General features: G+C 73.0%; 12 protein-coding genes. 8 read left to right on the top strand and 4 right to left on the bottom strand.

The annotated features are described in order from the left end of the window. The first annotated feature begins 31 nt into the window (after window positions 1-31). Window positions 32-1,522: a glycoside hydrolase family 5 protein gene (locus OG293_RS10755; RefSeq protein WP_405998556.1), complete on the top strand. Its 1,491-nt coding sequence runs from the start codon at window positions 32-34 to the stop codon at window positions 1,520-1,522. On the opposite strand, the gene OG293_RS10750 is transcribed toward OG293_RS10755, so the two are convergent. Next, entirely contained in the window at window positions 1,500-2,345 is an 846-nt protein-coding gene (locus OG293_RS10750; RefSeq protein ID WP_405998555.1) for an MBL fold metallo-hydrolase, read from the bottom strand. The genes OG293_RS10755 and OG293_RS10750 overlap by 23 nt on opposite strands. A gap of 71 nt (window positions 2,346-2,416) precedes the next feature. On the opposite strand from OG293_RS10750, the gene OG293_RS10745 reads away from it, so the two are divergent. Beyond that, a complete protein-coding gene (locus tag OG293_RS10745; RefSeq protein ID WP_018571396.1) occupies window positions 2,417-2,626 on the top strand; it encodes a helix-turn-helix domain-containing protein in 210 nt (69 codons plus the stop codon). Next, window positions 2,626-3,192 carry a Clp protease N-terminal domain-containing protein gene (locus OG293_RS10740; RefSeq protein WP_405998554.1) on the top strand — a complete coding sequence of 189 codons (567 nt, stop codon included), beginning with the start codon at window positions 2,626-2,628 and terminating at the stop codon, window positions 3,190-3,192. Before OG293_RS10745 ends, OG293_RS10740 begins: the two co-directional genes overlap by 1 nt. Window positions 3,193-3,376: 184 nt before the next feature. Here the strand turns inward: OG293_RS10740 and OG293_RS10735 are convergent, their stop codons facing one another. Further along, complete coding sequence (locus tag OG293_RS10735) at window positions 3,377-4,444, bottom strand: helix-turn-helix transcriptional regulator (RefSeq protein WP_405998553.1); 1,068 nt, start codon at window positions 4,442-4,444, stop codon at window positions 3,377-3,379. Between the two features lies 1 nt (window position 4,445). Next, entirely contained in the window at window positions 4,446-5,297 is an 852-nt protein-coding gene (locus tag OG293_RS10730; RefSeq protein ID WP_405998552.1) for a DUF4097 family beta strand repeat-containing protein, read from the bottom strand. Window positions 5,298-5,435: 138 nt separating this feature from the next. On the opposite strand from OG293_RS10730, the gene OG293_RS10725 reads away from it, so the two are divergent. Beyond that, a complete protein-coding gene (locus tag OG293_RS10725) occupies window positions 5,436-6,242 on the top strand; it encodes a hypothetical protein (protein ID WP_405998551.1) in 807 nt (268 codons plus the stop codon). A gap of 111 nt (window positions 6,243-6,353) precedes the next feature. Here the strand turns inward: OG293_RS10725 and OG293_RS10720 are convergent, their stop codons facing one another. Then, entirely contained in the window at window positions 6,354-6,536 is a 183-nt protein-coding gene (locus OG293_RS10720; RefSeq protein ID WP_014176503.1) for a DUF6104 family protein, read from the bottom strand. Between the two features lie 158 nt (window positions 6,537-6,694). Between OG293_RS10720 and OG293_RS10715 the strand changes: the two genes are divergently transcribed. The 4 genes from OG293_RS10715 to OG293_RS10700 all read left to right on the top strand — a co-directional run bounded on the left by OG293_RS10715 (window position 6,695) and on the right by OG293_RS10700 (window position 13,763). Beyond that, complete coding sequence (locus OG293_RS10715) at window positions 6,695-7,237, top strand: CU044_2847 family protein (RefSeq protein ID WP_405998550.1); 543 nt, start codon at window positions 6,695-6,697, stop codon at window positions 7,235-7,237. Beyond that, window positions 7,234-9,228 (top strand): trypsin-like peptidase domain-containing protein, encoded by a 1,995-nt coding sequence (locus OG293_RS10710; protein ID WP_405998549.1) that lies wholly within the window; start codon window positions 7,234-7,236, stop codon window positions 9,226-9,228. The genes OG293_RS10715 and OG293_RS10710 overlap by 4 nt, the downstream gene beginning before the upstream one ends. A gap of 205 nt (window positions 9,229-9,433) precedes the next feature. Beyond that, window positions 9,434-10,447, top strand: a complete 1,014-nt coding sequence (locus OG293_RS10705) for an AAA family ATPase (protein ID WP_405998548.1) — start codon at window positions 9,434-9,436, stop codon at window positions 10,445-10,447. A gap of 4 nt (window positions 10,448-10,451) precedes the next feature. Further along, the gene (locus OG293_RS10700; RefSeq protein ID WP_405998547.1) at window positions 10,452-13,763 is read left to right on the top strand and encodes an SAV_2336 N-terminal domain-related protein; all 3,312 of its coding nucleotides are present in this window, start codon (window positions 10,452-10,454) and stop codon (window positions 13,761-13,763) included. Window positions 13,764-13,808: the final 45 nt, after the last annotated feature.

The raw sequence follows: 13,808 nt of genomic DNA, 5'->3' as shown, positions 1-13,808 counted from the left end.
GACCGTCAGGTGCGCTGATGGGATCCGTCCCATGCGAACGCGCCGACGGTTACGGATACTGATCGGCTGCTGCCTCCTCCTGGTGGCGGGTGCTCCGGCCTCCGCCACCCCCTCGGCCTCCGCCACCACCCGACCCTCCGCCACCCCCCGACCCTCCGCCACCCCCTCGGCCTCACCGGCCACGTCGGGACCTCCCGGCATCCCCCGGCTGACCGACGACCGGGGCCGGACGATCACCCTGCGCGGATGGAACGTCGAGGACAAGACGAACCGCGGCGATCAGGCCCTCTCCGCGATCACCGAGAGGCACTTCCGCGACCTGCGCGCCCAGGGCTTCAACACCGCCCGGCTGCTGGTCTTCTGGGACGACCTGGAGCCCCGGCCCGGCCGGTACAGCGGGGCGTATCTGCGCAGGATCGAGCGGATCCTGGACTGGGCCCACCAGTACGGCATCCAGGTGCTGATCGATGCCCACCAGGATGTCTTCGGCCCGGCGTTCGGGCATCGCGGCATCCCCGCGTGGGCGACCCGGACGGATGGGCTGCCCTTCACCGCGCACCCCGACGACTGGTTCGCCGAGTACTTCGAACCGGCCGTGCAGCGCGCCTTCACCCACCTCTACGGGGACGAGGACCTGCGGCGGGCGCAGGCACGGATGTGGCGGGTGCTGGCCCAACGCTTCGAGGACCATCCGGCCGTGCTGGGGTACGACCTGATCAACGAGCCCATGGGTGAGATGCGGGAGGGTGAGGAACTGCCCGTGGCCGCGCGCCGCATCGAGCGCGAGCAGATCACGCCGATGCACAACCGCCTTGCGGACGCGATCCGCTCGGTGGACGACGACAACTGGGTCTTCGTCGAACCGACCCCCATCGTCGGCGAGGGCGTTCCGACCGGCCTCGGCACGATCGAGGACCCCAAGGTCGTCTACGCCCCGCACTTCTACAACGCCTCGATGGAGGCGGGCGCGGACTACGACCCTGCGGCGGGCTGGATCGAGGCGTACGAGGCGGCGGTGACGCTCTACCCGAAGGCGCAGCGGATCCCGGTCGTGGTGGGGGAGTGGGGACCTCTGAACAGCTCCCTTCCGAACATGCCCCGCTTCTACCGCGAGGCGCTGGCTTCCCTGAACCGCTACAGCTCTGGCTGGACCGGCTATGTGTGGTGCTACGGCGGTGGCTACTGCGCCGTCGACGAGCGGGGCCGCTTCCGCGCCAACAAGGAGCAGACCGCCTCGCCGTACGCGGCGGCCGTGGCGGGGCAGGTGGCGGCCGACGCGTACGACCCGGGTGCCGGGACGTACCGCTTGGTCTACCGGGCGGCAGGGCGGGACGGCGCGACCGGCCGCGCCGCGACCGAGGTCTCCCTGCCGCCGAGCGCGTCCGGCTGGCGTATCGCCCTGGACGGCCCCGCCCGGACCGGCACCCCGCTGGTGCCCGCCGGGCGGGCGGTGACGGTGCGGATCCTGGCCCTGCCCGGGGCACGAATCACCGTCACCGTCACTCCCCGTACACCACGATGAAGTCGTCGCAGTGGCTGCTGCGCTCGGCCAGGGCATCGCGCAGCCGCCCGAGATGCGCGGTCGTCAGCTGGAGCGGGGGCTCGTCCGGCTGATACGTGGTGCCGCGGGGGTAGTCCTTGTTCGCCCTCGTCGTCATCTCGATGTGGCAACCGAGGACGTGGGTTGTCGGGGTCGTCGCACAGAAGGCGAGCAGCCGGTCGACGGTGGCGGCGAATACCGCCTCGTCCTGGACGTACAACCGGCCGGGGTAGAGGGAGTCGCCGGTGAGCAGCAGGCCGGTGTGCCGGTCGTGGAAGACGACCGCCGCCTCCTGGTGCCCGGGGCCGGGGAGCAGATCCAGCACCCGCCCGCCGAGGTCCAGCTCGGCGCGCCCCCGCGGCCAGTCCTCGAACCCGAAGGCGTCCCGCACCTCGGCCGGCGACGGCCCGACGACCTCGGTGCGCGGGCGGTCGGCGAACTGGGCGTCGCCCGCGATGTGGTCGCCGTGGCCATGGGTGTGGGCGACCAGCAGGCCGTAGTGCGGGCGCGGATGGCGGGTCAGCCACCGCTCGATCAGCGTGTCGACGGTGGCGCGCAGGGGGAAGTGCGCGGGGTCGGCCGTCGCGCCCGTGTCCAGGAGCAGCGCTCGTTCATTCCCGAACAGGAGGAAGAGGAACGGGGCTTCGAAGTGCACGGACTTGTTCTGCCGCAGGATCACCGTGTGTTCGGAGTAGGCATGCACCTGTATCTCCGGAGCGGGGTCGTGCTTCGGGGAGGGCCAGCCGGCGTGCCACTGGACGTCGAGGCTGCCGGTCACGGGTGCGGACTCACGGAAATCGATCACGTGACCACGGTACGACGGGTTGATGTCAACCGGGGTTGACTGTGGACAACTGTCAATGTAGGTTGACATGTATGACCGAAGCAACCGATCTCGCCGAGCGGGCGGGCGATCGCGACCCCCGGGTCGGGCTGCGGGCCGTCGCTGCTCTGCGGCGGCTCCTGGAGCAGCTCGAAGCCGTACAGGTGCGCAGTGCCCGCAATCAGGGCTGGTCGTGGCAGGAGATCGCGGCCGAGCTGGGCGTCAGCCGGCAGGCCGTGCACAAGAAGTACGGGAGGCAGTGATGTTCGAGCGCTTCACCAAGGACGCCCGGGATGTCGTGACGGGCTCCTCGGAACACGCGCAGCGGGCGGGTGCGGACGCCGTCACCGAGGAGCATCTGCTCCTCGCGCTGCTCGACCAGGAGGGGACGCGCGCCGCCTTCGCTTTCGCGTCCCTGGGGATCACGGACCGACGGGAGTCGGTGGAGGCGTCGCTCGCGGACGTAAGACGCCGCGGCGGGCTCACCAAGGCGGACTCGGACGCGTTGGCCGAGCTCGGGATCGATGTGCTCCAGATCGTCTCGAAGGTCGAATCGGTCCACGGCGAAGGGGCGTTGGCGGTGAGCCGGGGTCCGAAGCGCTGGTGGGCCGGGCAGCGTCGCCCCTTTGCGGTCTCGGCGAAGGACACGCTGGTGCGGTCGCTTCGCATCGCAACGGGCCGAGGGGACAGGCGCATCGGGGGTGAGCATGTGCTGCTGGCGCTGATGGGGAAGGCGGGGGTGGTGGCGGATGTGATGGGGGAGTACGGGGTGACATATGGGGCGGTGGAGAGGGCGATGTTCGGGCGTGGAGGTGCGGTGGCCGGGTGACGGTGGGGTGCGGGCGGGGGGCTGACGCCCGCGGGGTGGGGGGCTGACGCCCCCCCACCCCGTGTCCCGGCGGCTTCGCCTGGTCGCGTCGGGGAGGCCGGGAGGCACGGCTCCGCCATGCCTCCGCGTGCGATCCACGGCACCGGCCCCGCTCGCCGATCCGGCCTGATCCAGGAGAGGGACCCTAGCCCTTCGGGCCCCGCAGCACCGCGCCGATGTGCGCTGCCGCCGTCGACAAGTGGCGGCGGGCGTCGGCCAGTTGGGCCGGGGTCACTCCGTTGTCCCTCGCCGCGTCGCGGATGTCGTCGCGGAAGCGGTCCAGCAGGCGGTCCAGGTCCCGGGCCGGGTTCGTCGACGTGGTCGTGTCCTTGACCCACTCCGGTGCCGCACCCGACGGCTCACCCGACGGCTCACCCGACGGCTCACCCGACGGCTCACCCGACGGCTCACCCGACGGCTCACCCGACGGCTCACCCGACGGCTCGGCCGATTGCCCGGGCGACGGCTCCTGAGGCGCGTCCTGCTTCGTGTACGGCGGCCAGGCCGTCCCCTTCGCCAGCCCGCCCAGCTGCATGCTCAGCTCCGACAGGCCCTCCCGAACCCCCGTCGGCCAGTCGCCCCGCACAAAGTGGTCCTGCACCTGGTCCTGAACCTGCTTGGCGATGCGCTGCATCTCCCGGCGGGCCGCGTCCTGCGCCTCCTTCGCCTGGCGCCGCGCCTGCTGCGCGTCCTCGCGGGCCCGGCGCGACTCGTCCTTCGCGCGGCGCGCCTGCTCCTTCCACTCCTGCTTGGCGCGGCGCAGCTCCTCCTTCGCCGCCCGCCACGACTCCGAGTCGCCCCAGTCCTTCTCCGTGCCGGGCGTCCTGCGCGTCTCGGACGCCGCCGCGCGCATCTCGCTGCGCAGCTTGCCCGCCGCGCCGCGCACATCGTCACGGATCTCCGCGGCCAGCTCGGAGACGGACTCGCGGATCTCCAGTTCGAGATCGGCGAGTTCGCCGCCCCGGCCCGCCAGTTCCTCGCGGCCCGCGTCGGTGATCGAGTAGACCTTGCGCCCGCCTTCCGTGGCGTGCGTGACCAGCCCCTCGGCCTCCAGCTTGGCCAGCCGCGGGTACACCGTGCCCGCCGAAGGTGCGTACAGCCCCTGGAAGCGCTCCTCAAGCAGACGGATCACCTCGTACCCGTGGCGCGGAGCCTCGTCCAGGAGCTTGAGCAGATACAGCCGCAGTCGGCCGTGAGCGAAGACGGGCGGCATGTCAGAGCACCTTTCCTGTCGGGGCTGCGTCGTGCGGTTCGTCCTCCGACGGCGGCCTTCGCAGCAGTGCGATCGAGCCGGACACGGTCGTCGCCCTGAGCTTGCCCGTCCCCGCGCCCAGCGTGCCCGTGATCTTCTTCGCGCCCCACTGGCCGCTCACGCGCAGATCCTCGAAGGCGTTGGAGACGGCACCGCTCGCGGTGTTCGCCTCGACCTTCGCGTCCGCCGGGTGCGGCAGCCGGATCGCGACCTCTCCGGAGATGGTGGTCAGCCGGAGGTTGGTGGGCCGGTCGCCCGGCTCCAGGTCGATGACCATGTCGCCGCTGACGGACTCGGCCTGTACGGAGGAGCCGGCGCCCTCGATCACGGTCAGGTCGCCGGAGACGGACTGGTAGCGCAGATCGCCGGTGACGGACTGCGCCTCCAGGTTTCCGGAGACCGTCTCGGCGCGGACCGCACCGGAGAGCCCGACGAGGGTGGTGTCGCCGCTGACGCCGCGCACGTCCGTCGTCCCCCGGATGCCGGAGACGAAGGCGCCCGCGCCCACCGCGCCGACCTCTACGGCGGAACCCGCCGGAACGGTGAGGGAGACGACCGCGCTGCGGTGCCAGCCCTTGCGGTCGAGCCACTTGAGGAAACCCTTCCAGGGCAGGTCCTCGTAGGCGACGGTGAGCGTGGAGCCCTGCTGGGTGACGATCAGCGGCGGGCCCTCGATCTCTGAGATCTCCAGGCGGGCGGAACCTTCGTCCGTGCCGACGACGTTGACCGTTCCGTTGACGATGCGCACGTTGAGTGCCGTCACGGGGTCGTCGAAGGTGAGCTTCTTCGGCTCTGAGACGGACCACTCGGACATGATGGCGACCTCCCTGTGGGTCGTGACGCAACATATCGCGTCTCTTGCTCGATACGATATATCGCGAATATGGGATGTCAAGCGCGGCGATAGGCGTGCGAACGGCCATATCGGGTCAAATTGGCTAGCGTATGGCCCATGAAGGCGACCTCCCCGGGGGCGCTCCTGCTCTGCCGGGCCGAGCCGGCAGCCGTACGGTCCCCCGCCCATCTGCTGCACGAGCAGCAGCTCCTCATCTCGGCCGGTCAGCAGTGGAGCGCGCTCGTCCCCGAGGGAAAGCCCTGGCTGGACGGTGGTGAACCGGTCGACCGGGTGCTCTCCGGCTGGGCCTGCGCCATCGCGCTCGGGGTGAGCCGGCCGGTGCTCGCGCTGTGGTGGGACGGCGACCGTGCCGGGTTCACGCTGGCGGCGGGCTTCCGCAGGCCCGTGGGCTATGTCTGGCTCGCGGACGGTACGCCGGTCGGCGAGGACGAGGCGATGCGGACGTTCGGGCAACGCCTCGGGCTCGATCCCGTACTCGACCTCCAGTCGCTGGAGCCGCTCACGCGACCCGATCCCGATGCGGACGCGCGGGCCCGGCTGCTCGCCCTGATCGCGGTCCTGGAGCGGGCCGGGCTCCACCTGCCCGAGGGCCTCGCGCCGGGCGAACCGGCCGACCGGCTGCGGTCGGCCGCTCGTGCCCTCGGCGCGGAGCCGGTGGAGTGGCAGGGCTGGCGCGATGCCGTACAGGCCGAGCTGGACCTGGTCGAGGAGGGCCCGCTCGGCCCCTGGCTCCGCGGACCGAGAGCCCGCACGTTCGGTGCGGCCCAGCTGGCGGCGGGGGTGCCGCTGGTGGTGTGGGGCGCGTGGCACAGGCGCGGGGGGTGGAGTGCGGCGGGGGCGCTGCTGATCACGCACGGGGTGCTGGGGCTGCTGTACGACCGGGTGCGGGGGCGGGCCGGCTAGGATCTTTCGTTTGGATCTTGCAGGGCGCGCGTGCCCTGGTGCCGTGCCTGCGTTGTCGTCGGTCGGCGACGCGGCGCATCCGCCCCCGGCCGAGGGCCGCCCCCCAAAGGGCTATTCGTCCTCGTCCTCGTCGTCCAGCCGCGCCAGCCACGTCGCCAGCCGCTCCACCGGGACCTCGAAGTCCGGGTTCAGGTCGACGAACGTGCGCAGCTGCTCGGCGAGCCACTCGAAGGTGATCTCCTCCTCGCCGCGCCGCTTCTCCAGCTCCTCGATGCCGCGATCGGTGAAGTACAAGACATGCTCCTGGTCGGGACGGGGACTACCTCACCAGATTACGGCGACTCCGGGCACTCCCCTGCAACCGCACGGGCCAGTAACGTCGTCGCCATTCGAACAGGGCACAACTACGGTGACAATGGGACCAGTTGGCCATGTGGGAGACGGGGGGAACCGTGAACGGACGCGTCCAGCAGATCGAACTGCCCGGGGGAGCCGTGGTGCTCGCCCGGCTCTCCGGCGCGGGCGGGGGGTACGGCGAGGACGACGAGGACGTCGGCTTCGTCGAGAACGCCACCGCCAAGGTCCAGCAGCTCCGGAGGCTGATCACCGAGGTCGGTGCCTCCGTCCTGGACGCGGCGGCGGCTGCCGGGCCGGACGAGGCGAGCGTCAGCTTCGGTGTCGAGCTGACCGCCAAGTCGGGCGTGGCCCTCGCCGTGCTGGCCGCGGGGGAGGCGAAGGCGTCCGTACAGGTCACGCTCACCTGGCATCTCAAGGATCAGCCGGAGGCACGGCGGCCCGCCGCGGACCCGCCTCCCGTACCCCTCCCGGCCCAGGCGCATGGCCGGGCCCAGACCATCGCCGGCCTCCCGACCCATGTCCCGCCGCCGCCCTCTGCCCCTCCGGCCCAGGCGCCGCCTCCCACCGACCCGCCTCCTCCTGTCCCTCCGGCCCAGACGCCGCCCTCTGACCCGGCCGCCCCCGCCGACCCTCTATGACCGACTCCGACTCCGTCATCGACGCCCTCTCGCGCGCCGCCACCGTCCACTTCGCGCCCCGCCAGGGTGAGGCGGCCATGTGGGGCAGCGGCTTCTTCGTCGCCCCAGGTCGGCTCCTGACCTGCGCGCACGTCCTCGCGCCCCATCTCAGGGGCGACCAGGGACGGATCTTCCACCTGTGCGGAAGCGAGGTGAACGACGGCGAGCCACTGGAGGCCCGGCTGGAGTGCTGGCTGCTCGACGGCGAGCCGCGGGCCGAGCAGCGGGTGCCCGTCGAGCAGGATCTCGCCCTCGTACGCCTGCTGGAGGCCGGCGTCGAGCACGAGTGCGTCTGGCTCACCGACCGCACCGACTACCCGGGCGGGCGCGGGATCGTTCAGGGCTACCGGCCGGGGACCGCGGCGGACGGCTGCCCGGGGCGGGCCGTGCGCTGGAAGGCGGCTGCGCGGATCAACGGCTTCGACGACGACCATGGGATGCGCTTCCGCCCCGAGGCGGAGTTCCCCCGGGGCGGTTCGGGATCGCCGGTGCTCGACGCCCACACCGGCGCCGTCGTCGGCATCCTCAAGTCCCGCCGCAGCGGACGCGACGGCGGCATGGCCATCGCGGCCACGGCCCTGCGCCGGTTCGGCTCGGCGTATCAGACCCTGATGGCCGCCCACGACCGCTGGCACGGCCAGTCCCCGAAAGTGTCCGGGCACAACTGGATCGAGCGCCAGCACCAGCTTCCGGGCGCCGGGCTGCACAGCGGCGGCGACCAGTGGAGCCCCCGCGACCGGCGCGAGGCGCTCAACCTGCTCTCCGCCGTGCGCCCGCCCGCCGCCATCCGACCCGTCGTCGAGCTCGCCAAGAAGGCCCGCGGGGGTGTCGCCGCACCGCCCGGCCAGCTTCTGCCGCGGATCTGGCGCGACGGACACGGGCTGCTGTACGAGGCAGGGCAGCCCGTCGCCGCCATCGCCGCGCTGCACTACCTCCAGCTGGTGGTGGAGTACGAGCGCAGCCGCGGCGGCGACCCGGTGGCGCTCGCCGACTGGGTGGCCCGGCGGCTCCAGGAGGTGCCCCGCATCGTGCACACGGTGGTGACCCAGGCGACGCTGCCGCCCGGACTCGTCCACCCGCGGACACCCGAGGGGCAGGACCGGACCGTCGTCCGCTATCCGTGTCCCGGCGACGGCTCGGCCGTCGTGATCGTCGAGCTGGAGCCGGTCTGCGACGCCCGTCCCGTCCGTTTCTACTGGCGGATCCGCGTCGACGACGGCCAGGACGTGAACGAGCCGCTGCACGAGGAGCAGACCGGCGACGGCGTCCCGCCCGAGCAACTCGTGCAGAAGCTGCGGGGCCCGCTCGACGAGGTCTTCGCGTCCGTGGACTCGCCCGATGGCCCGGCCCCGCTCGAAGTCGCCCTGCCCGCTGATCACTTCGACACCGCGGTCCATCGCTGGCAGCTCACCGAGATGGCGAGGCTGCACCATCCGGCGTATGTCGGCGTACGGCGGATGGTGGTCCTGCGCGACCTGGCGAGACGAGGAAAACCGGACGCCGTCTGGCAGCGCCGCTGGGAGGGCGTACTCGCCGCCGGGGCGCTCACGGCGTTCCGCACCCCGCCGCAGCGGCAGGTCCCACGGCCCCGCCACTTCGAGGAGTTGCCGCCCGCCGCGGTGCCCGTCCTGTGCCGCCCCGCAGGCAGCGGGGTCGGGCGAAGAGCCATCGGCATGGCACTCCAGGCCGGACACGGCATCGCCCTGTGGCACACCGACGGCCATCCCGACCACGGGTGTACGGAATTCTGCGACGACATCCACAACGGCGCGGCCCTGCTGCTGTCCGGTACCGAGGGCGCGGCTGAGCTTCCCGACCGGCTGCGCCGTATCAGGGACGACATCAGCGGATCGAGGAACAGCAGACACTGGGCGGAGGGGGTGGCCATGCTCTACGACGATCCGAGCCGCCCTCTGCCCGCCGACGACACAGGACCGGTGGACTCCCCATGAGGGGCGGCCCCCCAGGCCGTGTCCACGGGGTCTCGCCCGGTCCGCGCCACAGGGTCTTGCCCGGTCCGCGACGCGAAACGGGCCCTCGGGGGCGGACGCCGACACTTTGCGGACACTCCCCAGCACTGGGACGCCGGGGCGGTGGGTACATACCCCACGTCATCCGCCACGGGTCCCACCGGCCGCCGCCGACGAGGAGCGAGCGATGGACGACTGGCTGATCTACCGAGGCGTCGGGGCACCTGATCCCGACCGTATCCACCGACTCCCACCCCCGCCCCCCTGGCGTGCCTTCTCCGGAGTGCCGCTGCCAGACCCGGCCCCGCCGATCGACAGTTCGTCGACCCGGCGGCTCGGCGCGCGCGTGGAGGCGCCGCCCGCCCAGGACGCCGAAGCGCTCGAACTGATCAACGCGGCCCTGTACTTGCGACGGCCGCTCCTGGTCACGGGCGAACCGGGCTCCGGCAAGTCCACGCTGGCGCACTCCGTGGCGTACGAACTGGGGCTCGGCCGGGTTCTGCAGTGGCCCATCGTCAGCCGTACCGAGCTGAAGGACGGGCTCTACACCTACGACGCCATCGGCCGCCTCCAAGACGCCCAGCTCGCCGAGCGAGGAACCGGGCGCGGGTCCGACGACATCGGCCGTTACATCAGGCTCGGGCCGCTGGGCACCGCCCTGCTGCCGGCCGAGCGGCCCCGGGTGCTGCTCATCGACGAGCTCGACAAGAGCGACATCGACCTGCCGAACGATCTGCTCAATGTGGTCGAGGAGGGGGAGTTCGCCCTTCCCGAACTGGAGCGGATGGCCGACCGGCCGCGCCAGGGCGAGGTGCGGGTCCTCAGCGACGACGGCCGACGGGTGCCGGTGCGCGACGGCCGGGTGCGCTGTCACGCCTTCCCCTTCGTGGTGATGACCAGCAACGGCGAGCGGGACTTCCCCGCCCCGCTGCTGCGGCGCTGCATCCATCTCCACCTGGACCCGCCGCGCGACGAACGGCTCGCCGCCATGGTCCAGGCCCACTTCGGGGCCGGGGCGGACGAGCGGAACCTCGACCTGATCGGACGGTTCACCCGCGAGGACGGCGACGGCGAACTGCGGCCCACCGACCAGCTCCTGAACGCCATCTACCTCACCCAGCAGGCCGTCCGCGAGGACGCGGGCAGGCGCGAGGAACTGGCCGAGCTCCTGATCCGTCCGCTCGACACCCGGCAGCGGTGACACGATGAACGCGGCCGGTCCGCCCTCTGGACAGCTCAGCGCGCTGACCGCCCTGGTCGCGCGGCTGCGCGAGGCGGAGCTGAGGCCGACCGCCGAGCAACTGGCGGACGCGCTGTGGCTGGCCCGCCATGTGCCGGCCGCGGCACACCGGCAGCAGGGCGCGGCCCCTGCCGGGCAGGCCGGGACAGCGCCCGGACCTCCGGCGGTGGAGGCGCCGGAGGTGCCCGCGCCCTCATCCGTCCCGCACCGCGCGGGTTCACCGCCCCGCCCCCGCGTCGACCTGTACGCACCGGCGCAGCCGGAGGGCCCTGCGGACGGCATACCGGCCGCAGGGATGAGCCGGGTCCCGGTGCCCGCGGCCACCGCGCTGCCCGACGCGCTGGGTCTCCAGCGCGCCCTGCGGCCCCTTCAGCGCTTCCGGCCGCCGATACGCCTGGTCCGTCGCGCTATCGACGAGGTGGCGACGGCCGACCGCGCCGCCGACACCGGCCTGGTGGTGCCGGTGCTGCGCACCATCCGCCGACGCGAGGCGCGCCTCGCGCTCGTCATGGACGACTCCTCCTCGAACGTGGTGTGGGACACGGCACTTGACGAACTGCGGCAGGTCTGCGAGCGCGCGGGCGCGTTCCGTGAGGTGGCCGTCCACCGCCTCCACGAGGACGCACCGACCCCGGCCCAGCTCGGTGACCCCACCGGACGGCAGCTGACCGTGGTCCTCAGCGACTGCGCGGGTCCGATGTGGCGCAGCGGCCGTATGCAGCGGCTGCTGCACACCTGGGCGGCGACCGCCCCGGTCGCCGTCGTGCAGCCGCTGCCGCAGCGGATGTGGCCGCGTACGCACCTTCCGGCGCGGCCCGGGCTGCTGCGCCGCCGCGAAGGGCCCGCGGGACGGCTGGAATTCACGCCTCACCAGGGCACCGGAGATCCCGGACGGGGTCTTCCCGTGCCCGTGCTCGCGCTGCGCCGCTCCTCCTTCGACGCCTGGACGCGGCTGGTGGCGGGCGCGACCGGCCAGTCGCTGAACGCCGCCGCCGGGCTGGTCCGGGCACGCCACGAACCCGCCACGTCCCGCTCCCGTGCGGAAGCTGACATCCAGGCGTCCGAACGGGTGCGGGCCTTTCGCAGAACCGCCTCTCCCGCCGCCGCACAGCTCGCCGTCTACCTCTCGGCGGTCCCGCTCGTGCTCCCCGTGATGCAACTCGTCCAGCGCGCCATGATGGTCCGTGGCGGCCCCGACGTACTCGCGGAGGTGCTGCTCAGCGGCCTGCTGCGGAGGGACGACGACCCCCTGGCGGAGATCGAGGGAGGCCCTGCGTACGTCTTCCTGGACGGAGTCCGCGAGGAGCTGATCGGCCAGCTCGGGGCGAGCAGCGCGGCGCTGGTGCTCAAGCACTGCTCCGAGTACGTCGCCACACGCTACGGCCGCTCGGTCCGTAACTTCCCCGCCCTGGCCGCGGCCTTTCTCGCCGGCTCGGTCGACCCGCACCCGGCGGCGTCCGGCGGTCCCGGCAGCCGCAGCCAGTCGGCCTTCGCGCAGGTTTCGGCGCAGGTCCTGCGTCGGCTCGGGGTGCCCGGACCCACGGTGCCCCCCGGCGGTCTGCCGAAGGAGGGCGCGGCGGGGCTCGCCTCGCGGGCCCGCGCCTGCCTTGCGCACTTCGGCGAGTACGGCACCGTACGGGACCTGGACGAGGCGATCAGGCTTCTCGGCTCCGCCGCCCAGGCCGAACGGAGAACGGCCGAGCGGGCCGTGCTCTACGGCGAGCTCGCCGACGCCCTCCTGCGGCGCTGGCTGGTGCGGCCCCTGCCCGAGGACCTGCGCGAGGCACTGGACGCCGCGCAGAACGCGATCAGCGGCGGGCCACGGGCTCAGCTGACGCTGGCGCAGGTGCTGGAGGCCATGGCGGACGAGGTGGAGTCGGGCCGGCTGAGCCCCGCTCTGATGCCGGAGTGGGTACGCCTTCAGGCGTCCGCCGGACCGGGCGATCCACATCTGGTCGCGGCGGTCCTGCTGTCGACCGCGGACGCCAGCCTCGCCGAACTGACCGACAGCACACCCCGGTTCGACGACGAACCAGGACTGCGGGAAGCGGCGGCGGCGGCCAGGGTGCGGGTGCTGCGGCGGCTCGCGGTGACCGGCGCTCCGTACGCGCTGCGCGGCCCGGTCCGGCCCGAGGACTGGTTCACCCGGACGATGCGCACGGCCCTGCGCGTCGTCCGGCTGCTGCTGAGGGAGGAGGGCCCCGAGTCCGCCCAGATCGCGCCCGGGCTGCTCGTCGAGGGCGGACTGCTGCTCGAACTGGCCCGCCATCACCGCGGCGAGGGACCCGTCGCCCGCGCCGCCGACGCGCAGGACCTCATCGCCTCCCGCGCCTACGCCGACCGGGCCGACGAGGACCTGCACGCGGGCATCGACGGACTCGACTGGGAGGCCGTCCCCGGGACCCAGCTCTGCCGCGCCTGGCTGGACTACGCGGACGCCATCGCCTTCGCCCACGAGTACCCGGACGACGACGACCGGCTGCGCATCCTCCAGGCCCTGGACCAGGCGCGCCGACACGTCGGCAAGGACGAGCAGACACAGGCCGACATCCTGCTGCGGATGGCTCGCGTCCTGGAACAGCGCTATGTCTCCACCGGCGTCTGGGCGCTGCGCGACTCGGCGATCGCCGCCTGGACCGAGGCGGTGCCGCTGCTGCCGTGGAACGACCTGGCCCGTGCCGCCGCCCTCACCTCGCTCGGCAGGCAGCTCACCGAACGCGGTGTGGACAAGGTCGCGGACACCGATATCCACGCTGCCGTGCGCGCCCTGCGCGGCGCCATCGACGAGACACGGGCGGCCGACCCGGAACTGCCGCGCCGCCGGGCCCTGCTGGGCCACGCCTACATCGAGCGATTCCGCGCCGACGAGACGGTCGCCGACCTGCACGAGGCGGACTGGGCGCTGGGCGCGACGGCCCGTGCGACGGCCGATCCCGAACTGGCCGCGTACGCCTGGTGGTACCGCGCCCTGGCCGCCGCCCTGCTGGCGCAGCGCACGGCCTCCCGCCCCCGGCTTCTGGACGCCGCCGCCCACTACCGCAGGGCCGCGGCCCAGCCCGGCGCCGGTGAGGTCCTGGAACGGGCGGTCTCGGCCCAGCTGCTCAGGGCCTCCCGTCTGGAGCGCACGGTCGGCCCCGAACGCGCCCTGGAGGAGCACCGGGCGGTGCTCTCGCTGCTGTCCGCCGCCACCGGTCGCTCACCGGCGGCGGACCGCATACGCCAGGAGATCACCCGGCTGGAGGACTCCTACCGGGGTCTGGGCGGCGAGCTCCGGTAAAGGCCAGGGCCCGGCCCCGAGTGCGAACTCGGAACCGGGCCCCTC

The organism is Streptomyces sp. NBC_00829 (genome assembly GCF_045161795.1).
In the GTDB taxonomy this organism is placed as follows: Bacteria; Actinomycetota; Actinomycetes; order Streptomycetales; family Streptomycetaceae; genus Streptomyces.
The sequence above is the reverse complement of the archived record's forward strand: the minus strand, read 5'-3'. Positions and strand labels throughout refer to the sequence as shown.

Bases quoted from the DNA above. Each gene is read 5' to 3' on its own strand.
- OG293_RS10755 (WP_405998556.1), top strand. From the start codon at position 32: ATGCGAACGCGCCGACGGTTACGGATACTGATCGGCTGCTGCCTCCTC.
- OG293_RS10735 (WP_405998553.1), bottom strand. From the start codon at position 4,444: ATGCCGCCCGTCTTCGCTCACGGCCGACTGCGGCTGTATCTGCTCAAG.
- OG293_RS10705 (WP_405998548.1), top strand. From the start codon at position 9,434: ATGGACGACTGGCTGATCTACCGAGGCGTCGGGGCACCTGATCCCGAC.
- OG293_RS10740 (WP_405998554.1), top strand. From the start codon at position 2,626: ATGTTCGAGCGCTTCACCAAGGACGCCCGGGATGTCGTGACGGGCTCC.
- OG293_RS10745 (WP_018571396.1), top strand. From the start codon at position 2,417: ATGACCGAAGCAACCGATCTCGCCGAGCGGGCGGGCGATCGCGACCCC.
- OG293_RS10700 (WP_405998547.1), top strand. From the start codon at position 10,452: ATGAACGCGGCCGGTCCGCCCTCTGGACAGCTCAGCGCGCTGACCGCC.
- OG293_RS10710 (WP_405998549.1), top strand. From the start codon at position 7,234: ATGACCGACTCCGACTCCGTCATCGACGCCCTCTCGCGCGCCGCCACC.
- OG293_RS10730 (WP_405998552.1), bottom strand. From the start codon at position 5,297: ATGTCCGAGTGGTCCGTCTCAGAGCCGAAGAAGCTCACCTTCGACGAC.
- OG293_RS10725 (WP_405998551.1), top strand. From the start codon at position 5,436: ATGAAGGCGACCTCCCCGGGGGCGCTCCTGCTCTGCCGGGCCGAGCCG.